The following is a 24945-nucleotide window of genomic DNA, read 5'->3' as shown; positions in this document are numbered from 1 at the left end:
CTGGGCGGGATTTAGCCAACGCGTCGAGAACGGCACAAGAACGCCGTTGGCAACCCTGTCGAAAAGCTGTGGAAAAGGGGTTCAGTTCCCTGCGGCCGGGCTTTTGGGAGCCTTGGGCTTGGCGGCGAGCTGCGCCTCGAGCGCGGCGATGCGGCTCTTGAGCGCATCGGCCTCGTCGCGCGCGGCGGCGGCCATCGCCTTGACTGCTTCGAATTCATCGCGGCTGACGAAATCGAGCCCGCCCAACCATTCCTTGGCGCGCTCGCGCGTCGCGTCCGCGCCTTCGCGCGCCATGCCGGCCATCGTGCCCGCGGCGCCGTTCACGAACTTGACGAAATCGTCGAACACGCGGTTGTCGCTCTGCATCTCAAATATTCCTAATTGATCTCAGCGGATCTGGATTTGGTCAGCCGAGCGCGAAGGTACAAGGCTTGCGGCGTTGGGGTTGAGCTCATTGATCAGGAAAAGCAGGTATCCGGCAAAGCCGATCCAGGCGAGGTAGGGCAGCAACAGGATCGCGGCGCCCAGGCGAATCCGGGCGAACAGGATCGTCGTGATCAGCGCCAGCACGAAAAGCACGCCGATGATGATCAGGGCCGGCACGACCTGGTGCATCCCGAAGAATACCGGCGACCAGGCGAGGTTGACGGCCATCTGCACGGCGAAGACCACCAGAGCGGGGCCGCGCAACGTGGAACCGCGCGCATTGATGATCATCGCCAGCGCCAGCCCGAGCAGAACGTACAGGACCGACCACGCAACCGGGAAAGCCCAATTGGGCGGCATGATCTCGGGCTTCACCAGCCGCATGAACCACGGATTCTGGTCCCCGGCGGGCGCGAGGCGGGCGGATGTGAAGCCGAGCAGCAGGATGAAGGGCACGGTGACCACTGCCCAGCGCAGATAGGCGGCCCATAATTGGCCCCTGGATGCGATTTCCCTCATTCTCTCACGACCCTCATTCCGCCGGCTGCGGCGCCGGCGCATCTCCCAGCGCGGCGTCGAGCTTCCGGCCCACCGCTTGCGGCGACCCGGTCTTCTTCGCAAGCCTAGAGTAGAGAATGGGAATAAGGAACAGGGTGATAAGCGTGGCGAGGGACACTCCGAAAACGATCACCACCCCGATCGAAGCGCGCGCTGCCCCACCCGCGCCCGTTGCAATGGCCAGGGGCACCGCCCCCGCCGCGGTGGCGATCGAAGTCATCAGGATGGCGCGGAGCCGGCGCTGGGCGGCCTGGCGGATCGCGTCGCCGATTTCGACGCCCTTGTCGCGAAGCTGGTTGGCGAATTCCACGATCAGGATGCCGTTCTTCGCGGCCAGCCCGACAAGCATGACGATGCCGATCTGGCTGTACAGGTTCAGCGACCAGCCCGTGAGCAGCAGCCCGATCAGTCCGCCCGCCACCGCGAGCGGCACGGTGGTGATGATCACGGCGGGATGGACAAAGCTTTCGAACTGCGCGGCGAGGACCAGATAGACGATCAGGATCGTGATCCCGAACACCGCGAGGATCGATCCGCCGGTCTCGACGAACGCTTGGCTCTCGCCGCGATAGCCGATCGCGAGCACTTCAGGCGACGCCGCCGCCTGTGCCTGCATGAACGCCAAAGCCTCGCCGAGCGAATAGCCGGGCGCCACGCCACCCTGGAAGGTGATCGCGCGCAGCTTGTTGAAGCGGCCCAAATCGCGCGGCCCGGCGACCTGTCGCGTGGTGACCAGATTGGAAAGCGGCACAAGGCTAGCATCGCGCGCGCGGACATAGATCGTGGAGAGATTGGCCAGGCTCTCACGGTCGCCCTGTTCGGCCTGGACGATCACGCGATATTCCTCGCCGCGATCGACATAGGTGGACACGCGGCGCGAGCCGAGCAGCGTCTGGAGCGCCTGGCTCACATCGGAGACCGATACGCCCAGATCGCCCGCGCGCTGCGTATCGACATCGATGCGTATCTGCGGCTTGGTTTCCTTATAATCCGAATCCAGATTGATGATGCCCGGATTCTGGGCGGCCGCGGCGAGGATGCGGTCTCGCGCCTTCACAAGATCCTCATAGCGGGTGCCCGCGATGACGAACCCGATCGGCTGCCCGCGCCCGCGCCCCAGCGCCGAGCGGACCTGCGCATTGCCCCGCACGGCGGGGAGCCCGGCCAATATCTTGTTGAGCTCGGCGGCGACCTGCTGGGTGGTCACCGAACGGTCTTCCCATGGCTTGAGGAAAACGTTGAACTGGCCGCTGTTGAAATCGTCGCTGGAGCCGAAACCGCCGGGCGTGCGCGTGATCACGGTGCGCACTGCGCCCTTTTCGATCAGCGGCAGGATCTTGCTCTGGGCATCGGTCATGTAACGGTCCATCTGCTCGAACCCCGTGCCCTCCGGCGCGCTTACCTGGACTTGGGCGATGCCTTGATCCTCGGCGGGCACCAGCTCCGAACGGAGCGTGACGAAGGCAAAAGCGGCGATCGCCAGGAAGCCCGCCACTCCAAGGAGCGGAAACAGCGGCTTGCGCAGCGACCAATCGAGCCGACGGCCGTAGAAATCCTCGAGGCTGCGGAAACGATCGTCCACCCAGCCGGTGAAGCGTCCACGCTCCTCATGCCGCAGCAGCTTCGAGCAGAGCATCGGGGTGAGGCTCAGCGCCAGGAATCCCGAAAAGGCGATCGCGCCGATCATCGCCACTGCGAGTTCGCGGAACAGCAGTCCGGTCTGGCCCGCCAGGAAGCATACCGGCACGAACACAGCGATCACCACCAGCGTCGTCGAGATCACCGCGAAGCCAACCTGGCGGGTGCCCTTGTAGGCCGCGACTATCGGCGGCTCGCCCTCTTCGATCCGGTGATAGACATTTTCGAGCACGACGATCGCGTCATCGACCACCAGCCCGATGGACAGCACCAGGGCGAGCAAGGTGAGAAGGTTGATCGAGAAGCCGAACATCCACAGGACCGCGCAGCTTCCGAGCAAACAGATGGGCACGGTGACCGCGGGGATCAGCGTCGCCCGCCAGCTTCCCAGGAACAGGAAGATCACCAGCACCACCAGGATCGCCGCCTCGGCCAGGGTATGCCAGACGCTTTCGATGGCGCGGCCGATGAACATCGAATCATCCGAGCCGATATCGAGCGTCATGCCCTGGGGCAGCCCCGGGCGAACCTCTTCCATCACCTTCCGCGCGGCATCCGCAACGGCAAGCGTGTTGGCGCCCGATTGGCGGATGATGGCCAGGCCCACGGCCGGCGCGCCATCGACGCGAAAGCGGCTATAGGGGTTCTCGGCGCCCTGCTCGACGCGGGCGATATCGCCCAGCTTGACCTGGTAGCCATCGGGGCCGCGGCCGACGACCAGGCCGGCGAAGCTTTCCGGACTCTGGAACGGCCGGCTGACTCGCAGCGTCGTGTTTTGCTGCCCCGATTCCAGCCGGCCCGCGGGCAACTCGACATTCTGGCTGCGCAGCGCGGCCTCGATATCCGCGGGCGTCAGGCGGAACGCGGCCAGCTTGCCGGGCTGGAGCCACACCCGCATCGAGGGCCGCGCTTCGCCGCCCACGAAGATGCGCGCCACGCCATCGATATTGGCGAAGCGATCCACCAAATTGCGATCGACCCAGTCGGAAAGCTCGAGCGGCGACCATCCGGGGCGCTTGACGGTGACGAACATGATCGGCGACGCATCGGCATCGACCTTTCGCACCTGCGGCGCGAGGGCGTCTTCGGGCAAGTCGTTAGCCGCCGCCGATACGCGATCGCGCACGTCGTTCGCGGCCACATCCACGTCGCGGCCCGGGCGGAACTCGACCGAGATATCCGAAGCGCCGTCGCGCGAGCGCGAAGTGATCGTCTGCAAGCCCTCCACGCCGGAGAGCTGTTCCTCGAGCACTTGCGTGATCCGCGCCTCGATCACGCTGGCGGCAGCGCCGGTATAGGTGGTCTGGACCGAAACCACCGGAGGATCGGTATCGGGATATTCGCGCACCGACAGCGACAGGAAGCCGACCACGCCGACAATCACGAGCAGGATCGCCATTACCGAGGCGAATACCGGGCGGCGGACGGAGAGGTCCGAAAGTTGCATCAGGCCGCTACTTCGCCTGCTTGGCGGGGGGCGCGCCCGCGACCCTAACCTTCTGGCCGTCGGTAATCTTGACCACGCCTTCGGTCACCACGCGCTGGCCGGGCTCGAGGCCTTCGAGTATCTCGACCTTGCCATCCTGCTTGAGGCCGGTCTTCACGGGCACGCGCTTCACCTTGTCACCGTCGATAAGGAACACAAAGCTCTGCTCGCCCTCTCCCACCACTGCGAGTTCCGGGACGGCGGGCGACATGCGCGCCTTGCTCTCGATCGTAACCGACAGCAGCATTCCCGGCTTGAGCTTGCGATCGCCATTGGCGAGCACTGCACGGATCGTCGCGGCGCGCGTTTCGGGATTGAGCACTGCGTCGATCGTGGCGATCGTTCCCCGGAAAGGCTGATCGGGATAGGCCCCGGCCCGCGCCGCGATGACCTGCCCCGGCTCCACCTGGGCGAGCAATGTTTCGGGCACGGCGAAGTCCAGCTTGATCTTCGAGATGTCGCTGATCTGCGCGATCTCGGTGCCTGCGGTCACCACCGCGCCGGCGGAGATGTTTCGCAGCGAAGCCCAGCCGGCAAAGGGCGCGCGGACCACCCGGTCGCCGATCGAGGCGCGCGCTTCCGCCGCCTGGGCGCTTGCCTGTCCGGCAAGCGCGGTTTGCGCATCGACCGCGCTGTTGGTGGCGAAGCCCCGCGACTTCAATTGCTGGAGCCGGCTGAGCTGCTGGCGAGCTTCGCGCGAGCGCGCGCCCGCTTCGGCAAGCTGAGCGTTTTCCTGGCCCGCCGCGAGCACCGCGATGATCTGGCCGCGCTGCACGAACGCGCCATCGTCGAAGTTCAGCCTGACGATCCGCTCGGTGACCGGGGCCGACAGCGTTACTTGCTCATTGGCCCGCGCAGTGCCCACGGCTTCGATCCGCTCTACGAAGCGCATGGTTTCGGCCGCCGCGACCGTCACCAAAGGCACCTCGCGACCCTTTGGCTGCGTGCCGCCCGCGCCGGAGCATCCAGCCGTCATCGCGGCAAGCGCGAGCATTCCGATCAGGTTTCGCATGAGCTCCGCTGGGCTATTCGTCGCCCCTGCTAAACGCAAGCGATTGCGGGGATGTTTCCCGCACGGCGGCGATAAGAAATTCGACGTTCCCTTCGGGCCCGGTGATCGGGCTTTCCACCACGCCTTCAACTCGCCAGCCCTGGCCGGTCAACCACTGGGCCACTTCGCCGCAAACACGCGCATGGATGGCGGAATCGCGCACTACGCCGCCCTTGCCCACTTCCTCCCGTCCGGCTTCGAACTGGGGCTTGATCAGCGCGATCAGCCGCGCACCGGGGGCCGCGAAGCGGAGAGGCACTTCGAGCACCTTGGCCAATCCGATGAAACTGGCATCGCAGACGATCAGATCGACTGGACGCGTGATATGCGCATCGGTGAGGATACGTGCGCTGGTCTGCTCGTGGACGATGACGCGCGGGTCCTGGCGCAGCTTCCAGGCGAGCTGGTTGGTGCCGCTGTCAACGGCATAGACCTGCGCCGCGCCGCCGCTGAGCAACACGTCGGTAAAGCCTCCGGTTGAGGAGCCCACATCGACCGCGACCGCGCCGCTCACGTCCCAGCCGAAATGCGCCAGCGCATGCGCCAGTTTGATGCCGCCGCGGGAAACCCAGGGGTGGTCGCGCCCGCGCACCTCCAGCACCGCTTCTTCGGGAAGCGCCTGGCCCGGCTTGTCGACCTTGCGATCCCCGGCGAACACCAGCCCCGCCATGATCAGCGCCTGCGCGCGTGTCCGGCTTTCCACCAGCCCGCGATCAACGAGCATCTGATCCGCGCGCTGTTTGGCCATATGCCGGCTTTACGCGCCGCGCACCGCCCGGCGCAACCGCTGCTCCATCTGCCGCAACCTTCGTGGAAACCCGCCCGCAGCTTCCCTAGATATGGGCGTAGCGGGCATGGCCGGGTAGCGTCCCCCTAGAGCGCTGCCCGGCCTATTTTTCGGGCCACCGGCGCCGAGGTTGCGTGAATGCCAGGCGAGCGGCACAATCGCGGCATGTACCGCCGCCACCTCCTTGCCGCTGGCCTCGCCGGCCCACTGCTCCCTGCCGCCGCCCAGGCGCGTGTCGCGAAGGGCCCATTGACGCCCGATGCGAGCATAAGGCTCTGGCCCGGCGAAGCCCCCGGACTGCTCGATCCGACGCTGGACGACCAGGTGGAGAATCGCAGCAAGGATCCTGCGGTCATCGATCGCGCGATGCACCGAATCCGCACGCCGCGGATGGACGTGTTCCGTGCCGCCAAGCCCAATGGCGCGGCGGTCCTCGTCATGCCGGGCGGTGGCTATGGCCGCGTCGTGTTCGACAAGGAAGGCTATGAGCTCGGCGCCTGGCTTTCGGCGCGCGGAGTAACGGTGTTCGTGCTGATGTACCGGCTGCCCGGCGAGGGCTGGCGCGACCGCTCCAATGCGCCCCTCGCCGATGCGCAGCGCGCGATGCGGCTGATCCGCGCCCGGGCCGCGGAATGGAAGCTGGACCAGAAGCGCGTCGGCGCGATGGGCTTTTCGGCGGGCGGGCACCTGTGCGCCGATCTCGCCACGCGCTTCGCCCGCAAGGTTTATGAGCCCGTCGATGCCGCCGATGCGCTCGATGCGCGCCCTATGCTGGCCGCGCCGATCTATCCCGTCGTTTCGATGGACCCTGCGATCACGCACGCCGGTTCGCGCAACGCGTTGCTGGGACCTGACCCCACGCCAGAGCTGGAAGCGGAGCATTCGCCCGACCGGCAGGTGACTGCGGCCACGCCGCCCTGCTTCCTGGCCCATGCCGAGGACGATCTGACGGTCCCGGTCGAAAACAGCCTGCGCCTGCGTGCTGCGCTCCGGGCCGCGAAGGTTCCGGTCGAGATGCACCTGTTCGAGACCGGCGGGCACGGCTTCGGCATGCGGCCCAGCGCGGGCCGCACCGCCCAGATCTGGCCGGACCTTTTCTTGAGCTGGGCAAAAGCCCACGACTTTTTGGGCTGACCCAAGGCCCCAACATATCTGCGATGATATGTTGTACCTTTACCTATCCGGGTCTATATGAGCGCCCATGCCGGTGAGTCTTCCGATTGCCCGTTTGTGGGGCTCCATGGATACGAGCTTCGATCGCATCGCGATCGGAGTGAGCGGGCTGTGCCTGGTCCATTGCCTGACCACCACGATCCTGCTGACGATCATTTCCTCGGCCGGCGGCCTTTTGAGCCCGGTGATCCATGAGGTCGGGCTGACGCTGGCTATCGGTTTCGGCATCCTCGCGCTCGGCCGCGGTATCTTCATGCACGGCTATATGATGCCGGCGGTCGTCGGCTCGTTCGGCCTTGGAATCATGGCCGGTGCGCTGAGCCTGCCGCATGGCGAGTTCGAGATTTTCTGGACGCTCGTAGGTGTCAGCCTCGTGGCCCTGGGTCACGACCTCAACCGCCGCGCCACCTACTGAGCTTGCCGCGCGGGGTTCGTGCGCCTAAATCCTTTATATGCACGCACATGACCATCACGAGCACGACCATCACGAGCATGGTGGTCATGACCTCACTCGCGCCGCCCAGACGACGCTGGAGAAATCCGGCGAGCAGTGGACCGCGATGCGCGAGCGCGTGTTCGAAGCGCTGGCGGGTTTCGACAAGCCGGCCTCTGCCTATGACATCGCCGAGGCGGTCTCGAAGGCGGAGGGCCGCCGCGTCGCCGCCAACAGCGTGTACCGCATCCTCGACCTGTTCGTCGGCTCCAACCTCGCCCGCCGAGTCGAGAGCGCCAACGCTTATATGGCCAACACGCATCCCGATTGCCTGCACGACTGCATCTTCCTGGTGTGCGACACCTGCGGGCAGACGACGCATCTGGACGACGACGTGATCACGCGATCGGTGCGCTCCGCCGCCAAGGGCGCGGGCTTCTCGCCCGAGCGGCCGGTGATCGAAGTGCGCGGCAAATGCTCGGATTGTGATTGAATCAGGACTGCCCCTGTTTTCGCTCACGAAATTCTCGCCCTTCGCTCATGACGCATAGCGTCCCCCCGCCTAGCCAATCGACACTATCAAGGTGCTGAGGTAAGTGCGGTCAAATGGGTGAACTTCCGAACACGCCGCTGCTCGACACCGTCGGCACGCCCGCCGATCTCCGCAAGCTCGATCCCAAGCAGTTGCGCCAGCTCGCCGATGAACTGCGCCTGGAGACGATCAGCGCCGTCGGCACCACCGGCGGACATCTCGGTTCGGGGCTCGGCGTGGTCGAACTGACGACGGCGATTCACTACGTGTTCAACACACCCGAGGACCGGCTGATCTGGGACGTCGGGCACCAATGCTACCCGCACAAGATTCTCACCGGCCGCCGCGACCGCATCCGCACGCTGCGCCAGGGCGGCGGGCTCTCGGGCTTCACCAAGCGCAGCGAGAGCGAATACGACCCGTTCGGCGCGGCGCATTCCTCCACCTCGATCAGCGCCGCTTTGGGCTTCGCGATCGCCAACAAGCTCAACAACAAGCCCGGCAAGGCGATTGCGGTGATAGGCGACGGTTCGATGAGCGCCGGCATGGCCTATGAGGCGATGAACAACGCCGAAGCCGCGGGCAACCGGCTGGTCGTGATCCTCAACGACAACGACATGTCGATCGCGCCGCCCGTCGGCGGCCTCTCCGCCTATCTGGCGCGCACTGTTTCCTCGTCCAACTATCTGAGCCTGCGCAGCTTCGCCAAGCGCGCGATCCGCCGCATCTCGAGGCGTGTCCATAATGCCGCTGAAAAGGCCGAGGAATTCGCCCGCGGCATGGTGACCGGCGGTACGCTCTTCGAAGAGCTTGGCTTCTATTATGTCGGCCCGATCGACGGGCACAATCTCGACCATTTGATCCCGGTGCTCGAAAACGCCCGTGATAGCGAGCACGGACCCATCCTCGTCCATGTCGTCACCCGGAAGGGCAAGGGCTATGCCCCCGCCGAGGCGTCGGACGACAAATATCACGGTGTGCAGAAGTTCGACGTGATCACCGGCACGCAGGACAAGGCGCCCCCGGGCCCACCCGCCTACCAGAACGTGTTCGGCGAGACGCTGGCGAAGCTCGCCGAGATGGACCCCCGTATTTGCGCGATCACCGCCGCGATGCCTTCGGGCACCGGCGTCGATAAGTTCGCCAGGGCTCACCCCGCCCGCGCCTTCGACGTAGGCATCGCCGAGCAGCACGCGGTCACCTTCGCCGCCGGACTCGCTGCGCAGGGCATGCGCCCCTTCTGCGCGATCTACTCGACGTTCCTCCAGCGCGCCTACGACCAGGTCGTCCACGACGTGGCGATCCAGAACCTTCCGGTCCGCTTCGCGATCGACCGCGCGGGGCTGGTGGGCGCGGACGGCGCGACCCACGCAGGCAGCTTCGACGTCACTTATCTGGCGACGCTCCCCAATTTCGTGGTGATGGCTCCGTCGGACGAAGCCGAACTCGTCCACATGACCTACACCGCCGCCGAGCATGACTCGGGCCCGATCGCGCTCCGCTACCCCCGCGGCAACGGCACCGGCGTGGCGCTCCCCGAAGTCCCGCAACTGCTCGAGATCGGCAAGGGGCGGATCGTTCGCGAAGGCAAGACCGTAGCGATCCTCTCGCTCGGCACGCGCCTGGGCGAAGCGCTCAGGGCGGCGGAGGCGCTGGAGGCCAAGGGGCTTTCCACCACCGTCGCCGATTTGCGCTTCGCAAAGCCGCTCGACGAGGCGCTGATCCGCAAGCTGCTGACCACCCATGAGGTGGCCGTGACGATCGAGGAAGGCTCCGTCGGGGGTCTCGGCGCCCACGTCCTGACCATGGCAAGCGACCAGGGCCTGATCGATGGCGGGTTGAAACTGCGCACGCTGCGCCTGCCGGATGTGTTCCAGGATCAGGACAAGCCCGAGTTGCAATATGCCGAAGCCGGGCTGGATGCCGACGCGATAGTGGACACCGTGCTGAAGGCGCTTCGGTATAATGAGGCCGCGGTCGGGGGCGGGGCGCGGGCTTAGGGCCGATTGGTTTCGATCAGCACGATATAGCGTCGGTTTTGCGCCCAGCTTCGGTCGGAAAGGCCAGTGGAGTCACTCCCGGGATCAGACGCTTCCCCAGGCGAGTTCCCGGCCCGCGCTACTCGCCCATATTGGAAAGCAATTCGTTGAGCTGCTCCAGTTGCTCCGGCAATCCAGCCGCCGAGCCCTGTAGTGCTTCCTCAAGCGCATCCTTGGACGGATAGACTTCGTGGAAACTGAGTAGCGTCTTCCCGCCCTGCTCCTCGAAGGTCACGGTCGTGATCGCGCCTTCTTCGCCCTCGTCGTTGGTCCAGACGATACGTTCGTTCGGCACCACCTCTAGATACTTGCCGTAGAAGGCCATGGTGTCCGAACCGCCGGCGCCGAATTCCAGACGGTATTTTCCGCCGGTACGCACGTCCATATCGCACGACACGAGCGAAACGCCGATTACCGATTTTGGCATCCACCAGCGCTGGAACAGCTCGGGCTGGCTCCACGCTTTGTAAACGGTGCTCGGCGGCGCATCGAACGTCCGCGTTACGACGAGTTCGCGATCCCCTCTGCGCTCGACTGACGTGCGATTCTGCGCACCGCCTGCACTGCTAACCCGCGGATCCATCGCTTTTCTCCTGTTTCATTTCGCTGATGATTTCGTCCAATGCTTCGAAGCGGGCCTCGAAAAGCTTGCGATGCGCCTCGATCCACTCCGCCTCCGCCTCCAGTCCGCGTGTCCCAAGCTGGCAGGTTCTCACCCGTCCGACCTTTTGCGTGACGACGAGCCCCGCCCGCTCGAGAACCTGGACGTGCTTCTTCATGCCGGTCAGCGTCATCTGGAACTTGTCCGCGAGACTGGTGATCGACGCGTCCGCTCGGCCAAGCTGATCGATGATCCCGCGGCGGGTCGCATCGGACAGCGCCGCGAACGAGCGATCAAGGGGAGGGTTTATATACTGAACCATATAGTTCAGTGTCTAACCTGCTCCCGCAGGATGCGCAAGCGTTCCGAACTTCCCTGCCGTATAGGTTCGTCAACATTGGCGCACCAAGACTCGCAAATCTCCGGCTTGGCTCCTAAGGCAAACCTCGTGTTCCACTCCTCGCAAACCCGCCCGCGCGCGCTCGCCAACTGGCTGTTCTTCGTCGCCGGGCTGATCGTCCTGATGGTCGTGATCGGGGGCATCACGCGCCTCACCGAATCCGGCCTGTCGATCACGCAGTGGAAGCCGATCTCCGGCATCGTCCCGCCGCTCAGCGATGCGCAGTGGCAGGCCGAGTTCGCCAATTACCAGAAGATCCCGGAATATCAGCAGCTCAACCAGGGCATGACGCTGGCGGGCTTCAAGGCGATCTTCTTCTGGGAATATCTGCATCGGCTGCTCGGGCGGCTGATTGGGCTCGCCTTCGCAGTGCCGCTGATCTGGTTTGCAGTGAAGCGGCAAATCCCCCGCGGCTATGGCTGGCGGCTCGTCGGGCTACTGGCGCTGGGGGCGCTGCAGGGGGCGATCGGCTGGTGGATGGTGCAATCGGGGCTGAGCGTGCGCACCGATGTCAGCCATGTCCGGCTCGCGGTCCATCTGCTGGTGGCGCTCTTCACGCTCGCCGGAATCGTCTGGACCGCGCTTGACCTGCGCGCATTGGCAAGGCGGTCCGAGGCGCGGCCCGCTCACCTTACTGGGCTTGGCGCAACCGTGAGCATCGTCCTCTTCGTCCAATTGCTGTACGGCGCGCTCGTCGCGGGGCTCAATGCCGGGCTGGTCACCGATCAATGGCCGCTGATGAACGGGCGCTTCTTCCCCGGCGCGACGACACGGGGGCAGAGCTTCCTGGGCGCGCTGTTCAACGATCCGGCGATCGTCCATTTCGTGCATCGCTGGTGGGCCTGGGTGACCGTGGCGGCGCTGATCGTGCTGGCGCGCCGCGTGAAGCCGATCGACCGCCGCGCTTCGATTGCGATCCACAGCGCTTTCGGAGCCCAGATCCTGCTCGGCATCGCCACGGTGATGAGCGGCATGAACATAGCCCTGGCCGCGCTTCACCAGCTCGTCGGGGCGTTGCTGGTGATCGCCACCACCTGGGGCATCCACACGATCGGCCGCACCCGGTGAGCGATATTGCGCTCTTCTATGTGACCTTCCCCAGCAAGGCCGAAGCGGAGCGCGTTGCCGAGACGCTCCTCGCCGAGCGCGTCGCCGCCTGCGTGAACATCCTGGCGCGCTGCACGTCGATCTACCGCTGGGAAGGCCGCATCCAGGGCGCCGAGGAAGTGCCCGCGCTGATCAAGACCCGCCTCATGCTGGCCGCGCGCCTGCGCGAGCGGCTGACCATGCTGCACAGCTACGAAGTGCCCGTGATCGAGGAGTGGACGGCATCCGCAAGCGCGGCCGTGACCGCCTGGCTTGAGGCTGAAACGGGCTAGGGTATTCCAATACCCGTCAGCAAAGCCGCGCATTTGCTTGACTTTCGCGGCCCCGCTCTTCAAAGAGCCGCCAACCGCGCTGGCCCTTGGGCTGGCGCGCTCGCATTTCACCCTCGAAAGGTCTGAGCCCCATGAAGGCGCTGATGAAGACCACCAAGTCGGCCAAGCCGCACGAAGTGGAAAAAAAGTGGCACATCGTCGATGCCGACGGCCTTGTGGTCGGCCGCGCCGCGACGATCATCGCCAATGTGCTGCGCGGCAAGCACAAGACCAGCTTCACCCCGCATGTCGATTGCGGCGACAATGTCGTCGTCATCAACGCGGACAAGATCCGGTTCACCGGCAAGAAGCTCAACGACAAGGTCTATTACAAGCACACCGGCTATGCCGGCGGCATCAAGGAAATCACCGCCGCCAAGGTGCTCGCGGGCCGTTTCCCCGAGCGCGTGCTTGAAAAGGCAGTCGAGCGCATGATCCCGCGCGGGCCGCTGGGCCGCCAGCAGATGCGCAACCTGCGCATCTTCGCCGGCACCGAGCATCCGCACGCAGCGCAGAACCCCGAAGTCCTCGACATCGCGTCGATGAACCGCAAGAACAAGGTGGGCAACTGATGTCCGATAATCGCCAGTCCCTTTCCGATCTGGGCGCACTTTCGGGTGGTGAAGCGGCTCCCGCCGCTGCCGCGCCGCAGAGCGCCGCCGACTATCTGAACGCGCCGGCTCAGCCCGCGCCGCCGCCGATGCCGCTTCGCGAGAAGATCGTCGACAGTCTCGGCCGCGCCTACGCGACCGGCCGCCGCAAGGATGCCGTCGCCCGCGTCTGGCTCAAGCCCGGCACCGGCAAGATCACGATCAACGGTCGTGATCAGGAAACCTATTTCGCACGACCCACGCTGCGCCTCGTCATCAACCAGCCGTTCGGCGTCGCCGAGCGCACGGGCCAGTATGACGTGATCTGCACCGTCAAGGGCGGCGGGCTCTCGGGCCAGGCCGGCGCGGTCAAGCACGGCATCAGCCAGGCGCTGACACGCTTCGAGCCGATCCTGCGCGCGCCGGTCAAGGCCGCCGGGTTCCTCACCCGCGACAGCCGCGCCGTCGAGCGCAAGAAGTACGGCAAGGCCAAGGCCCGCCGCAGCTTCCAGTTCTCGAAGCGCTGATACGCGTTTCTGCGAAAACGAAAGGGCGGCCCGGCAAACGGGCCGCCCTTTTGCTATTTGCGGCGCGGGATGCCCCCCAAAGTCAGCAATCTCGCTCACCAACGATCTGGGACGCCTGCGCCCGAAGTGGAATGTCGACAGCCGAAAAGCCTCCGACCTGAACATGTTGAATCAGGCCATCGCTCCAGCTTATTGCGGCCTCCTTGCACCCCCCGCATTCATTGAAAAGGCGAACCTTCCCATAAGGCGCACCGACTACGAATTTAACGCACGGTAAAAGGAAATTCTGGCCATCCGCCACTGAGGTAATTGTTCTCCCGTCGGAGGATATCTGGATATATTCCGTAGCATTCACTTCGGACAGCAACGTGCAAGCGTAACCAGTTTCTTGCCATGCCCCGCCGGAGCATTTCAGCTCGCGTCCGTTGGAACAAATCAGTGAACCTTCCGAATAATTGGCACCCCCAAAGCTGCATGTCATTACATCTCTCCTCCGATTCAGGATCTCGTGATTGTGGCATGTTTCACAGGCGATTTTGAATAATCGGCGCCATTTCGGATATATTATGCTGATCTCACGGTAGGATGATGCGGTAGGTATTTTCTACAACGGAGCTAAGTAGCCTCTGTACCTTACCACTTCGCCGATCAGCGGCATCTGCACGCCAACCTCGAAGCGGAAGCGGCCATCCTCCTCCCATTCGCGCGCATCGATGCGCGGTTTCAGGAAGCGGGGCATCGGCACGCCGAACAACGTCCAGCCGCGCAGCACCATGCGCAAGCCTTCCGCATCCGATGGCAGGTCGAACACGAACCGCAGCGGCCCGAAGCGTTCGGCGACGCCCTCTCCCGCCTGGCTCAGCTCGCTCGAGAAGCGATGCCCGCCGAAATCGCGGGTCCAGCGCTCCTTGCCCGCATGCTCGGCGAAGGCGACATGGAGCGGGTGATCGCCAGAGGGCGGGAATCCCATGACTGCCCCGATCAGATAGGCGGGACCCCTGCCCCGGCGGACATTGCCCTCGCCGATCGCGCCGCCATCGCCGGACACGACATGCATCTCGCGAACCCGCGCGGGCAGATCGGCGAAGCGAGCGCCCATCGCGCGCGCGTAAAGCGGCACGACGGGCCATTCGGTGATTTCGTGGCGGATCGAAAAGCGCGCGAAAAGCGGCTCGAAGCGGTCGAGCGTGAGCAGGTGACCGGCATCGCGTGCTCCGGGCGGGATGCGGCCCGCCAGCATGTCCTCGGCAAGCAATTCGGCGGCAAGCGTCGGGATTTCGGGGCCGTCGCCGTTGCTCGCAATCAGCGTCCAGCGGCGGGCGACGCGATCGGTCTTGATCGTAACCGACATCGCCGAGCGATCGCTCCCGGCGCGGGCAGTGAGGCCCTGGAGCCGGTGAAGCCAGGGAGCGGCGGAGCGAAGCGAGGGGATCCAGCCCCAGCGCACCGGCCAGCTGAGCAGCCACAAAGCGAGCATCTGAAAACCCAGTTCGGTGCCGGCGCGGAAGGTGACCGCGGGGTGGCCCGGGATCCCCAGCGGCAGAAGATCGAGATCGGGCACTTCGGCGAGCGCAACCCATCTGAGGAGCGGCGCTTCTCCCGAAACCGAAAAACGCTCGCGTCGCAATTCCTGCCAGCCCGTCGCGCTCGTCCAGCGCCGCCCGCGCCATAGCTTCACCGGCTTGCCGGCATAGCTGAGGATTGCGGCAGCCACCGAAGGCCCGGCCACCGCGCGGTTGGAAGCGCTGATCGCGATGTCGATCGCGCGCACCGGCATGCCCGGCGGCGCGAGCGCCCGCACCACCGCGCCGGACAAGGCAGGCACGCTCGATGCTCCGCTCACGATGGGCACGCTCGCCGCGGCCGCCTCCCTATCGAGCCGCGCGATCCCGGTCACGAACTCGCGCGAATCCGCCAGATCGAGATAAGGGATGCGCATCGCGATGCATGCTTCAGGCACCGTGTAGCCGCTGCCTTGAAACGGCCCCGCAGCGTCGATCACCAGATCGGGCCGCTCGCGCGCCAGCGCCATGCCGATGCCATTGGTCCGGTCGGCGACCACGGGCTCGGCATTCGCTAACCCCGCGCAGAACGCCGCCGCTTTCTCGCCGCTGCGCCCCGCGACAAGGATGTGATGACCGTTGGCGAGCAACCGCCGCACCAGCCGCGCGCCGAAACCGCCATAGCCGCCAATGACGAGGATGCGGCTCATAAGGCCTCGCGGACTGCGTCGCTTCCGCCGGTCTCCAACCACAGGAGCAACGTGCGGAAGAATAGTCCGCCGACGGCACCGGCGACCCCGCACGCTAATCCCGCTCCGCCGTCCCGCGCCAAGCTCCACGGCTCGGCAAAGAGAAGGTCGCGCGGCAGACCAAATAGCGAATAAAGCCGAAGCGTCATCGGCACCGCGCCGATCATGAATCCGAACGCGGCGGCCCAGCCACGCGTGAGCGGTAGGCGGCCGCGCAGTAGCAGGTAGAGCGGTAGCCCAAGCAGGAGCGCATGAGCCGCGGCGATTGGAACCGCAACGACAAAGGCGATGGCCGCCAGACCCAGGGCTATCGGGCCGATCCAGAGCCCCGCGACAAGAAAGAAAATCGCCGCCAGGGCAGCCACGCCGATCGCGCCGCCCAGTACCGCTACCAGCGCGCTTTCGTACCACGCCTTCATGGCCCCTCGCTATCCGCGAACACCACGCACTGATGGATCAGCTCGCCGAACAGCGGATGCACCAGATCGAGGCTGAAGACGAAGCGCCCGTCGCCCAGGTCGCGGTGGCCGACGGTCAGCCGTCCCGGCTGCGCCCAGCCCGGCAGGCGAAGCCGCAAGCCGAACAACCGCAGGAAATAATGGTCACCCTCAAACAGCAACGTGCCATCCTCGACTCGCAGGCGGAGCGCGATGCCGATGCCGTGGCCGATATATTCCTCCAGCCCCGTCGGGCCCGCAAAGCGCTTGGCGCTGTGGATCACCTGGGGGAAGCCGTGGCGGCGTCCATATTGCCGCGTCCAATATTGATTGATCCGCCCGTCATCGCTGGTGACGCTCACGCTGGCGGCGACGCCGATATCGGTTCCCAGCGGGAGCGGCGCGCCGATGATGCGGGCGAGCTGAGCCAGCACCCGCCCCGCACGAGACATGCGGCACTCCATCACGCGGCCGACATAATTGACGCAATCCCCGGTCTCGATCCGGCGCAGGAAGCGCTCGCGCACTGCGCCCGGCAGCGCCAGCCACGCCTCACGTCCCAGCAGCCGTTCGAAGCCCCCCTCAAGGGTCCCCCGGCTCGTGCGTGCAATTTCGTGCCAGACCGTCGCCATCGCCACGCCTTTCCGCGCTATTTCTCGCCCTTCGCCTTCGGCAGGAACGAGAGTACGCGCTTGCCCATGCGGATCAGCAGCATCAGCCGTCCGGGCGGCACCGCGATCATCTGCTGATACCAATCGTCGATCACCCGCACGAATTCGTGCATCGCCGCGATCCTCTCACGCGCCACCTTCGATATGCGCGGATCGGCGCTGGCCTCGTCGCTGCAGATCCGCAACGCGGCGACCGCGGGATCGATCTCGCGCTCCTTGCGGCCTTGTGCGATCCGCGTGACCATCTGCATCAGATCGACTTCGGCTTCATAATGCTCGCGCCGCTCGCCCATCACCGGGGTCCGCCGGATCAGCTTCCAGCCGAGCAGTTCCTTGAGGCTGTTCGACGTGTTGCTCCGCGCGATGCGCAGCGTGTCGCTGATTTCCTCGGCGTGGAGCGGGCGGTCGCTGAGATAGAGCAAAGCGTGGATTTGCGCGACCGAGCGGTTAACTCCCCATTGTCCGCCCATCTCGCCCCAGTGCAGCACGAATTGCTGGACGGCGATGGGGAGTGCAGCACTTTCGTCAGTATTTTCTGTCATGACAGAAATATAAGATAACGTCGTGCCCGTGTCAATGCGCCTGCGATGGGCTCAAATGGACGCGCCTTTTGCCCGGCTTGCCTCGCATGATCTTCGCTGGGCCGGACAATTACCCGGCTTCCCCCGCCACTTATCCCTCAAACCATTCGTCCTGAAGATTTGCTTAGCTATTTCCATAACTTGCGTCGCGCCACGTGCTGGCCTATGCACGATCTCGCAGATTGCGTTCGCGCAGTGGGCGGGGGGGAATGATGTGATCGCTTTGCGCGCAAGGGCCGTTGTTGGCGCGGCCATGGCATTGGCATTGGCGGCCTGCGATAGCGGCGGCGGCGCGACTTCGTCGGGCGGCGGTGGCGGTGTCGTCGTGGTTACTCCTAGCCCAACTCCGGTGGCTGCCTTTACCGATGCCGACGCGGCGCGGCTCGCCAAGCAGGCGAGCTTCGGCGCTACTCCGGCATTGGTTTCGCAGATCCAGGCTGCGGGCGTAGCCGGTTGGCTCGATCAGCAATTCGCGGCGAGCAGCAGCTCCTATGCCGACATCGCGGCCACCGAAGTGCGCCGGGATTTCTGCGTCTCCGGCGACACGATCTGCACGCGCGCGCATTTCAGCCGGACGCCTGTGGCCATGCGCTTTTATGCCGATGCCGTCACCGGCGCCGATCAGCTCCGCCAGCGCGTCGCGTTCGCGCTCGGCCAGATGATCGTCGCCTCGGAAGTCGAAGTGAATTCGGCCGCCGGGATCGCCGCTTTCAACCAGATCCTGCTGGCCAACGCTTTCGGAAATTTCCGCGATATCCTCGCCCAGGTCACGCTCAGCGGCTATATGGGCGACTATCTCGACATGGCGGACAGCAACCGCACGGCGCCCTCGGAAAACTATGCCCGAGAATTGATGCAGCTTTTCTCGATGGGGCCGGATCAGCTCAACATGGACGGGACGCCGGCACTCGACAGCACCGGCGCGCGCATTCCCAATTACGGACCCGACGATATCCGCGGCGTCGCGCGCGCCCTTACCGGCTGGACCTATGCGCGCCTAGGCGGCGCGGCGACCACTGACAACAATGCCCGCGACTATTCCCGGGCGATGATCCAGGTGCCGGCGCGCTACGACACGACCGCCAAGACGTTTCTGGGAGTCACGGTGCCCGCCGGAGCGTCGCAGGATGCCAGCGTCGCGGCCGTCGTCGATGCGGCGTTCAACAATGCCTCCACCGCGCCCAATGTCGCGCGCTTCCTGATCACGCATCTCGTGACGCCCAATCCAACGCCCGCTTATGTCGGCCGCGTCGCATCGGTGTTCGCCAATAACGGCAGCGGCACGCGCGGCGACCTGAGGGCTGTGGTCCGTGCGATCCTCACCGACAGCGAGGCGCGCGCCGCACCCGGCGCGGCCAGCGGCAAGGTCAAGGAGCCCATCCTGCTGATGACGAGCCTGGCGCGCGCGATCGGCTTCACCACCGATGGCTATGTCTTCACCACGCGCGACATCAATCTCGGCCAGCCGGTGATGCGCGCGCCTTCGGTGTTCAATTTCTACCCGCCCGATTATCCGCTGCCCGGCTCCGCGACGCTCAAGAGCCCCGCGTCGAAGCTGCTCAACACCTCGAACGTGCTGCGCTGGCATAATTTCGTCTATGACTGGACCGTTTCGGGCGATGCCAGCCGCAGCGAATATGCGCTCGATTCGGGGCTGCCGCTATCGTCGCTCACCCAGCCGAACTGGGGAAGCTGGGAAAGCCTGGGCGCCGATACCGATGCGATGGTCTCGCGGATCGATCTGCTGCTCTTCGCGCGCACGCTGACCCAGGCGCAGAAGGACGCGCTGAAGGCCGCGGCGACGCCGCTCACCAATGCCGACGCCGCGATCCAGGCCCGTCGCCGCGCGCAGATGATGCTCTATGTGGCGGCATCGAGCCCGCTCTTCCTGGTCGACCGGTAAGGGAGCCGCTGACATGACCCTTTCCCGCCGCGATTTCGTCCGTCTCACCGCCGGCACCGGCGCGCTCGCCGCATTGGGGCAACTCGGCCGCACCACCGCGATCGCCGCCCCGAACGGCAGCTACCGCGCGATGGTCGGCATTTTCCTGTTCGGCGGCAATGACGGCTGGAACATGGTGATCCCCACCGATGCCCGCCACGCGGCCTATCTCACCTCGCGCGGCTCGGTCGGCATTCGCGCTTCTTCGCTCACCGCGCTCACCAATTCCGCCTATGCGCTGCATCCGGCCATGGCGGCGCTACGGCCGATCTGGGACGAAGGGAGCATGAGCCTGGTGCTCAACGCCGGCACGCTCTTCGCACCGCTGACCAAAGCCACTTATGCCTCCCGCTCCGACCTGCGCCCGTCGAATCTGATGAGCCATTCGGACGAGCAGTCGCATTGGCAGGGGTTGCGCGCGCGCGGCGTGGCGATCGACGGCTTCATGGGCCGGATGGCCGATCGCATGGGTGCTACCGCAACTCCCTCGATGATCTCGCTGGGCGGCTCGAACCTCGCTCTGATCGGGAGGACAAGCTCGGCGCTGGTCCTGCCCTCGACAGGCACGATCACGCGCACTGGCTTCGCAGCCGGCGGGAGCGCCGCGAACCTGGCCAAGAACGCCGGCATCGAAGCGCTGGCCAGCGGCGCGGGCTATGGGGAATTGACCGACGCCACTGCCCGCGACGTTAGCGGCAGCTATGCCCAGGCGATTACCGCCAACACGATCATCTCCGCGAGCAGCACGCTCGACAGCTTCTTCGTCAATCCGGTGAGCGGAGCCGCGCTGACCAGCGATGTCGCGCGCCAGCTTATGCGCGTCGCCCGGATGATCGAAGCGCGAGGCACGCTGGGGCATGGCCGCCAGACCTTCTTCGTCAGCCAGGGCGGCTATGACAATCATTCGGCCCAGACGAATGGCGGCGCGAATGACAGCGGCACGCATGCCAATCTGCTCGGCGATCTCGCAATGGCAATGGCGAGCTTCCACCGGGCGATGCAATCGCTGGGCATGGGAGAGAACGTAACTGCGTTCACGATGAGCGATTTCGGACGCACCTATCGCGGCAATGCGCAGAATGGCAGCGATCATGCCTGGGGGAGCAATCACCTGGTCGTTGGCGGCAATGTGGTGCCCGGCGGCATCTTCGGCGCCTATCCTGATCCGGTGCTGGGCGGCGTGAACGATATCGCCAGCGACGGCCGCTTCGTGCCGGTAGTCGCGCAGGAGGAATATATCGGTGCAATCGCGCGCTGGCACGGGGTGAGCGATGCGGACATGCCCTATGTCTTCCCGAACTGGTCGACCTGGAGCACGGCGGGTCGCGGGCCCTTAGGGCTGTTCCGGGCTTAATTGCGGCCAGCAATGGCCAGCGCGCACTGATGATCGTCGCGCCGGACGGAAATCTGCTCGTATTCGGGCAGGATATCGCGGTAAGGCGCGGCTGAGGCCGCAGCGCGGCGTGTGTTCAAGGTGCCGCATGACTTCGCGCGAGGTGACTTCGTTTCTGCCGCTCGCCGAGCGCAGACCGCGAAAATCCGCATCGGATATCGGCTGGCTGGCCCTGTTCGCGCTGCTCAACGGGCCCTGGCTGCTCAAGAGCCTGTCGGGCGGATCGAAGCACGCCAAGGCGGTGCTGCTCGAACGGCTCGACCTGCCCGGCGATGCGCTTCCCAATCTGGGCAGTTGGAAGGCCGACACCGGATTCCTCACGCTGATCGCCGATCATATCGAGGCGCACCGCCCCCGGAACGTAGTGGAGCTCGGCGCCGGCGCATCGAGCCTGATCATCGGGCGGGCGCTGCAGAAATATGGCCAGGGCCATTTGCTGAGCCTCGACCAGCATGAGGATTTCATCCGCGCGACCAGCGAATGGCTTCGTGAGCATGGCGTCGATGCCGATCTCCGCCACGCGCCGCTGGGAAATCCGGAGCACGACTGGCCCGGCTTCTGGTATGAAACCGGACCGCTGCCCGACGCTATCGACTTGCTCGTGATCGACGGCCCGCCCTGGACGATCCACCCCTTCGTGCGCGGCTCGGCGGAGGCGCTGTTCGGTCGTATTCCCGTCGGCGGCGTGGTGCTCCTGGACGACGCGGCGCGGCCCGGGGAACGGCTGATCGCGCGGCGTTGGCGAAAGCGCTGGCCCAATTTCCAGTTCCGCCTCGTCCATGTCGGCACCAAAGGCACGCTGATCGGAACGAGAATTGGTTAGAGTCAGGCGCAACTGGAACAGACTCTCCTAAAGCGCCACGCTGCTCTCCCCCAGGAAGCGCGCCACGGTCTCGAAGCCGCCATCCTTCACCGTGATGACATTGAACGAAGGCGGCTTGGCGCGCACGCGCTGCGATAGCGTTCCCGCGCCGATCAGCCGCACCGTCCGGCCGCCCACTTCATGCCCGATGTCGAACGGATCGTGGACATGCCCGGTGAGGACCGCATGTGCGCCGGCGGTGCTCAGCGCCTCCAGCGCACCGATTCCGCGCCGCGTCTGCGAACTCATCCGCGTGCCCCCTTCGATCAGCGGATGGTGGCATGCGACGAAGATCAGGTCGCCCTTGGGCACCGCCTCCACCAAAGCGAGCGACTGCTGGAGCGAGCGCGTGCTGACATAGCCTTTCGACCAATCCAGCCGGAACTGGAACCGCGCGGTGGTCTTGAGAGGCACCACCGCCACGCCCTTCACATCGAGCGGCTTTTCGATCATCCGCTCCAGCGACTGATAACGCTTGTACGGCGTGACGAACCGCGCCCACAGGTTGAAATAGGGAAGGTCGTGATTGCCCACCTCCACGGTCGTCGGCCGCCCGAGGCTTTCGAGCCATTTCGCCGCCGCCTCGAATTCGTGCCGATGCGCCTGCATCGTCAGGTCGCCGGTCATGATGACCGCGTCCGGCTGCTCCTCCTTCACCCGCGCGCCGAACCATTCAACCGCCTCGCGGTCCTCGCGCCCGAAATGCACGTCGCTGACGTGGAACAGCCGCGTCATCAGGCCGCTTCCTCGCGCGTGGAGATGAAGCGCTCAAGGCTCCTGCCCGCGACGATCTTTTCGTCCGCGCCCAAATTCACCGGCTCGCCGTCGAACAATGCGAGCACGGGCCTGTCGCCGCCGATCCGCAATTCCTGCGTGCGTGCCTCGGTGACGGCGTGCGCCGCGACCCAATCGCCCGTCACCCAATCCCAGCCGAGCTGGGCGAGGGATTTCCAGTCGCGCGCATCCACCGCCGCGACATCAAGGCCGTCCAGATGCGGGAAGACGAACACCGCCTGATATCGATCGCCCAGCGCCCGCGCGCCTTCCACCCGGATTCCGCGCCTGTCGAAGGTTCGCCGCCAGGCCGAGCGGACCGCGCTGAACATTCGCCAGATCCTGCCCTTGCGCGCCGCCTCCCGCGCCCGCGCCCAGGCGGCGGCGGGGCCGAGGATCAGCCCGACGAACGCGCGGTGCTCGCCCGCCTCGACATAGGGCAGCGCCATGCGCTTCATTGCCTGGTGGGCCGCATGGATGATCTTGTGCGGATCCATTTCCTCATGCAGCGCCTTGGCGAGCAGGTTCATCGTGCCACCGGGAAGGATCAGGAAATCCCCTTCCCACTCGCCCAGCGCGCAGAGCGCCGCGTTGATCGTCCCGTCGCCGGCAAAGAGCACGACGGTATCGACTCCCGCCGCATCGAGCGCGGAGCCCTCGGGCAAGTTCTCGTCCGGGAATCGCGTCCGCCCCGCGAGCTTGAGCCCGCGCTCCTCGAACACGGCCTCCAGCGCGTCGCATTTCGCGCGGGTGGCGGTTCCCGAATTCGTATTGGTGATGAACCACAAGTTCTGCATGGCCCGGCTAACGCGCGAACGGCGAAATGGTCCCTCGCGGGCGATCCCAAGCCCGGTTCCCCTTTGGCCCGATCCGCGCTACCGGCTCCCCCATGCCTGCTCTCCTCCTCGTCATGCTCGGCGGCGCCCTTGGCGCCGGCGCCCGGCACCTTGCCGGCAAGGCCGCGCTCACCTGGTGGGGGCCGGACTTTCCATGGGGCACGCTTGCCGTCAACGTGCTTGGCGGCTTCCTGATGGGGCTGCTGGCGGGCAGCCTCGCGCGCATCGGGGAGGACGGCGAGCAGATGCGGCTCCTGCTCGGGGTGGGCGTGCTTGGCGGCTTCACCACTTTTTCGGCCTTCTCGCTCGATGTGATCAACCTGATGGAGCGCGGAGACTGGCTTTCGGCACTCGGCTATGTGCTGGCCTCCGTAGCGGGATCCGTTGCCGCGCTGGCGTTGGGCCTTGGCCTGACGAGGACAATCGCATGAGCAGCACCGACGTTCGCCAGTTCATCGTCCAGGCCGATGACGATGGGATTCGGCTCGATCGCTGGTTCAAGCGGCACCTGCCCGATGCCAGCTTCAATATCGTCTCGCGCTGGGCCCGCACCGGGCAGCTACGCGTAGACGGCGCGCGCGCGACTCCCGGCGACAGGATCGCCCAAGGCCAGACGATCCGGGTCCCTCCCGCCGAACCGGTCACAGCAGCCGCCGCCAAGCCCAAGCGCGAGCGCCCCCAGCTTAGCGCCGAGCAGACCGAGCTGGCGGAGAGCATGGTCATCCACAAGGACGCCCAGGCCATCGTGCTCAACAAGCCCCCGGGCCTGGCGACGCAAGGCGGCACGAAGACGATCGAGCATGTCGACGGACTGCTCGATGCGCTCCAATATGAGGGCGAAAGCCGGCCGAAGCTGGTCCACCGGCTCGACAAGGACACGTCGGGGGCGTTGCTGATCGCGCGCACCAGCCGCGCCGCGGCGTTCTTCTCCAAGCATTTCTCGGGGCGCAGCGCCCGGAAGCTGTATTGGGCGCTCGTCGTCGGCGTGCCCGAGATCGAGGACGGAATGATCGATTTGCCGATCGGCAAGCAGCCCGGCACCGGGGGCGAGAAGATGCATGTCGATCCCAAGGAAGGCGCGCCCGCGCGCACGCGCTATCGGATGATCGACCAGGCCGGCAGCCGCACCGCGTGGCTCGAACTCCAGCCGTTGACGGGCCGCACGCACCAGCTTCGCGTCCACCTCGCCGCGATCGGCCACCCGATCGTCGGTGACGGCAAATACGGACTGCAGGACGCCTTTCTGACCGGGGGAATCAGTCGCAAGATGCATTTGCACGCGCGCCGCATCCGCATCGATCACCCGGACGAGGGCCAGATCGACGTGACCGCCGAATTGCCGGATCACTTCGCCGAATCGATGAAGACGCTCGGCTTCGATCAGGCGATGGGCAACACCGACGCGCTCGACGACCGCCCGCCGATGAGCCGCGAGCAGAAAAAGGCCGCGGGCCGCGCCCATGCCAAGTCGGTGCGCAAGGAGCGGCGCGGCGAACGCCGCGGGCGGGGCGAGCGGAGCGAAGCGAAGAAGAAGTGAAT

Annotated in this window: 26 protein-coding genes; 13 read left to right on the top strand and 13 right to left on the bottom strand. The window is 65.7% G+C overall.

Annotation, left to right across the window (positions count from 1 at the left end; translation table 11 throughout):
* Positions 1–81: 81 nt before the first annotated feature.
* From VF617_RS15145 to VF617_RS15125, 5 genes are read right to left on the bottom strand one after another with little or no spacing between them, the layout of a single operon-like run.
* Entirely contained in the window at positions 82–366 is a 285-nt protein-coding gene (locus VF617_RS15145) for an accessory factor UbiK family protein (protein ID WP_331015741.1), read from the bottom strand.
* 21 nt (positions 367–387) lie between these two features.
* A complete protein-coding gene (locus tag VF617_RS15140) occupies positions 388–945 on the bottom strand; it encodes a TspO/MBR family protein (protein WP_331015740.1) in 558 nt (185 codons plus the stop codon).
* Positions 946–958: 13 nt separating this feature from the next.
* Positions 959–4069, bottom strand: a complete 3111-nt coding sequence (locus tag VF617_RS15135) for an efflux RND transporter permease subunit (RefSeq protein ID WP_331015739.1) — start codon at positions 4067–4069, stop codon at positions 959–961.
* 7 nt (positions 4070–4076) lie between these two features.
* Positions 4077–5120 carry an efflux RND transporter periplasmic adaptor subunit gene (locus VF617_RS15130; protein ID WP_331015738.1) on the bottom strand — a complete coding sequence of 348 codons (1044 nt, stop codon included), beginning with the start codon at positions 5118–5120 and terminating at the stop codon, positions 4077–4079.
* A 13-nt stretch (positions 5121–5133) separates the two neighbouring features.
* Positions 5134–5907 (bottom strand): TlyA family RNA methyltransferase, encoded by a 774-nt coding sequence (locus tag VF617_RS15125; protein ID WP_331015737.1) that lies wholly within the window; start codon positions 5905–5907, stop codon positions 5134–5136.
* A gap of 177 nt (positions 5908–6084) precedes the next feature.
* On the opposite strand from VF617_RS15125, the gene VF617_RS15120 reads away from it, so the two are divergent.
* From VF617_RS15120 to dxs, 4 genes are all read left to right on the top strand, one after another.
* Positions 6085–7080, top strand: coding sequence for an alpha/beta hydrolase (locus tag VF617_RS15120; RefSeq protein WP_331015736.1), 996 nt, complete (start codon positions 6085–6087; stop codon positions 7078–7080).
* A 67-nt stretch (positions 7081–7147) separates the two neighbouring features.
* On the top strand, positions 7148–7534 hold the full coding sequence (locus VF617_RS15115) for a MerC domain-containing protein (RefSeq protein WP_331015735.1): 387 nt from the start codon (positions 7148–7150) through the stop codon (positions 7532–7534).
* A 37-nt stretch (positions 7535–7571) separates the two neighbouring features.
* Entirely contained in the window at positions 7572–8045 is a 474-nt protein-coding gene (locus tag VF617_RS15110; protein WP_331015734.1) for a Fur family transcriptional regulator, read from the top strand.
* A gap of 113 nt (positions 8046–8158) precedes the next feature.
* Positions 8159–10084 (top strand): 1-deoxy-D-xylulose-5-phosphate synthase, encoded by a 1926-nt coding sequence (dxs, locus tag VF617_RS15105; RefSeq protein ID WP_331015733.1) that lies wholly within the window; start codon positions 8159–8161, stop codon positions 10082–10084.
* Between the two features lie 118 nt (positions 10085–10202).
* Here the strand turns inward: dxs and VF617_RS15100 are convergent, their stop codons facing one another.
* Positions 10203–10706, bottom strand: a complete 504-nt coding sequence (locus tag VF617_RS15100) for an SRPBCC family protein (RefSeq protein ID WP_331015732.1) — start codon at positions 10704–10706, stop codon at positions 10203–10205.
* Positions 10690–11046, bottom strand: a complete 357-nt coding sequence (locus tag VF617_RS15095; protein WP_331015731.1) for an ArsR/SmtB family transcription factor — start codon at positions 11044–11046, stop codon at positions 10690–10692. The genes VF617_RS15100 and VF617_RS15095 overlap by 17 nt, the downstream gene beginning before the upstream one ends.
* Positions 11047–11172: 126 nt before the next feature.
* Between VF617_RS15095 and VF617_RS15090 the strand changes: the two genes are divergently transcribed.
* From VF617_RS15090 to rpsI, 4 genes are all read left to right on the top strand, one after another.
* Positions 11173–12192 (top strand): COX15/CtaA family protein, encoded by a 1020-nt coding sequence (locus VF617_RS15090; protein WP_331015730.1) that lies wholly within the window; start codon positions 11173–11175, stop codon positions 12190–12192.
* Positions 12189–12503, top strand: a complete 315-nt coding sequence (gene cutA, locus VF617_RS15085; RefSeq protein ID WP_331015729.1) for a divalent-cation tolerance protein CutA — start codon at positions 12189–12191, stop codon at positions 12501–12503. The genes VF617_RS15090 and cutA overlap by 4 nt, the downstream gene beginning before the upstream one ends.
* Positions 12504–12634: 131 nt before the next feature.
* Positions 12635–13114 (top strand): 50S ribosomal protein L13, encoded by a 480-nt coding sequence (gene rplM, locus VF617_RS15080; RefSeq protein ID WP_331015728.1) that lies wholly within the window; start codon positions 12635–12637, stop codon positions 13112–13114.
* Entirely contained in the window at positions 13114–13659 is a 546-nt protein-coding gene (gene rpsI / locus VF617_RS15075) for a 30S ribosomal protein S9 (protein ID WP_331015727.1), read from the top strand. The genes rplM and rpsI overlap by 1 nt, the downstream gene beginning before the upstream one ends.
* 604 nt (positions 13660–14263) lie before the next feature.
* Here the strand turns inward: rpsI and VF617_RS15070 are convergent.
* From VF617_RS15070 to VF617_RS15055, 4 genes are read right to left on the bottom strand one after another with little or no spacing between them, the layout of a single operon-like run.
* Complete coding sequence (locus VF617_RS15070) at positions 14264–15871, bottom strand: SDR family oxidoreductase (protein ID WP_331015726.1); 1608 nt, start codon at positions 15869–15871, stop codon at positions 14264–14266.
* Positions 15868–16329: a hypothetical protein gene (locus VF617_RS15065; RefSeq protein ID WP_331015725.1), complete on the bottom strand. Its 462-nt coding sequence runs from the start codon at positions 16327–16329 to the stop codon at positions 15868–15870. Before VF617_RS15065 ends, VF617_RS15070 begins: the two co-directional genes overlap by 4 nt.
* The gene (locus tag VF617_RS15060; protein WP_331015724.1) at positions 16326–16979 is read right to left on the bottom strand and encodes a DUF4166 domain-containing protein; all 654 of its coding nucleotides are present in this window, start codon (positions 16977–16979) and stop codon (positions 16326–16328) included. The genes VF617_RS15065 and VF617_RS15060 overlap by 4 nt, the downstream gene beginning before the upstream one ends.
* A 17-nt stretch (positions 16980–16996) precedes the next feature.
* Complete coding sequence (locus VF617_RS15055) at positions 16997–17560, bottom strand: GbsR/MarR family transcriptional regulator (protein WP_331015723.1); 564 nt, start codon at positions 17558–17560, stop codon at positions 16997–16999.
* 292 nt (positions 17561–17852) lie between these two features.
* On the opposite strand from VF617_RS15055, the gene VF617_RS15050 reads away from it, so the two are divergent.
* The 3 genes from VF617_RS15050 (at position 17853) to VF617_RS15040 (ending at position 21757) form a co-directional block, all read left to right on the top strand.
* The gene (locus tag VF617_RS15050) at positions 17853–19502 is read left to right on the top strand and encodes a DUF1800 domain-containing protein (RefSeq protein WP_331015722.1); all 1650 of its coding nucleotides are present in this window, start codon (positions 17853–17855) and stop codon (positions 19500–19502) included.
* Between the two features lie 13 nt (positions 19503–19515).
* Complete coding sequence (locus VF617_RS15045) at positions 19516–20895, top strand: DUF1501 domain-containing protein (protein WP_331015721.1); 1380 nt, start codon at positions 19516–19518, stop codon at positions 20893–20895.
* A 127-nt stretch (positions 20896–21022) separates the two neighbouring features.
* Positions 21023–21757 carry a class I SAM-dependent methyltransferase gene (locus VF617_RS15040; RefSeq protein WP_331015720.1) on the top strand — a complete coding sequence of 245 codons (735 nt, stop codon included), beginning with the start codon at positions 21023–21025 and terminating at the stop codon, positions 21755–21757.
* 27 nt (positions 21758–21784) lie between these two features.
* On the opposite strand, the gene VF617_RS15035 is transcribed toward VF617_RS15040, so the two are convergent.
* Positions 21785–22531 carry a metallophosphoesterase gene (locus tag VF617_RS15035; RefSeq protein ID WP_331015719.1) on the bottom strand — a complete coding sequence of 249 codons (747 nt, stop codon included), beginning with the start codon at positions 22529–22531 and terminating at the stop codon, positions 21785–21787.
* Positions 22531–23367 carry a diacylglycerol/lipid kinase family protein gene (locus VF617_RS15030; RefSeq protein ID WP_331015718.1) on the bottom strand — a complete coding sequence of 279 codons (837 nt, stop codon included), beginning with the start codon at positions 23365–23367 and terminating at the stop codon, positions 22531–22533. The genes VF617_RS15035 and VF617_RS15030 overlap by 1 nt, the downstream gene beginning before the upstream one ends.
* Positions 23368–23459: 92 nt before the next feature.
* On the opposite strand from VF617_RS15030, the gene crcB reads away from it, so the two are divergent.
* Positions 23460–23837, top strand: a complete 378-nt coding sequence (gene crcB, locus VF617_RS15025; protein ID WP_331015717.1) for a fluoride efflux transporter CrcB — start codon at positions 23460–23462, stop codon at positions 23835–23837.
* Positions 23834–24943: an RluA family pseudouridine synthase gene (locus VF617_RS15020; RefSeq protein WP_331015716.1), complete on the top strand. Its 1110-nt coding sequence runs from the start codon at positions 23834–23836 to the stop codon at positions 24941–24943. The genes crcB and VF617_RS15020 overlap by 4 nt, the downstream gene beginning before the upstream one ends.
* Positions 24944–24945 lie beyond the last annotated feature (2 nt).

It is taken from the genome of Sphingomonas sp., from assembly GCF_036388215.1.
GTDB lineage: Bacteria > Pseudomonadota > Alphaproteobacteria > Sphingomonadales > Sphingomonadaceae > Sphingomonas.
This window is presented reverse-complemented; position numbering and strand designations above follow the sequence as displayed.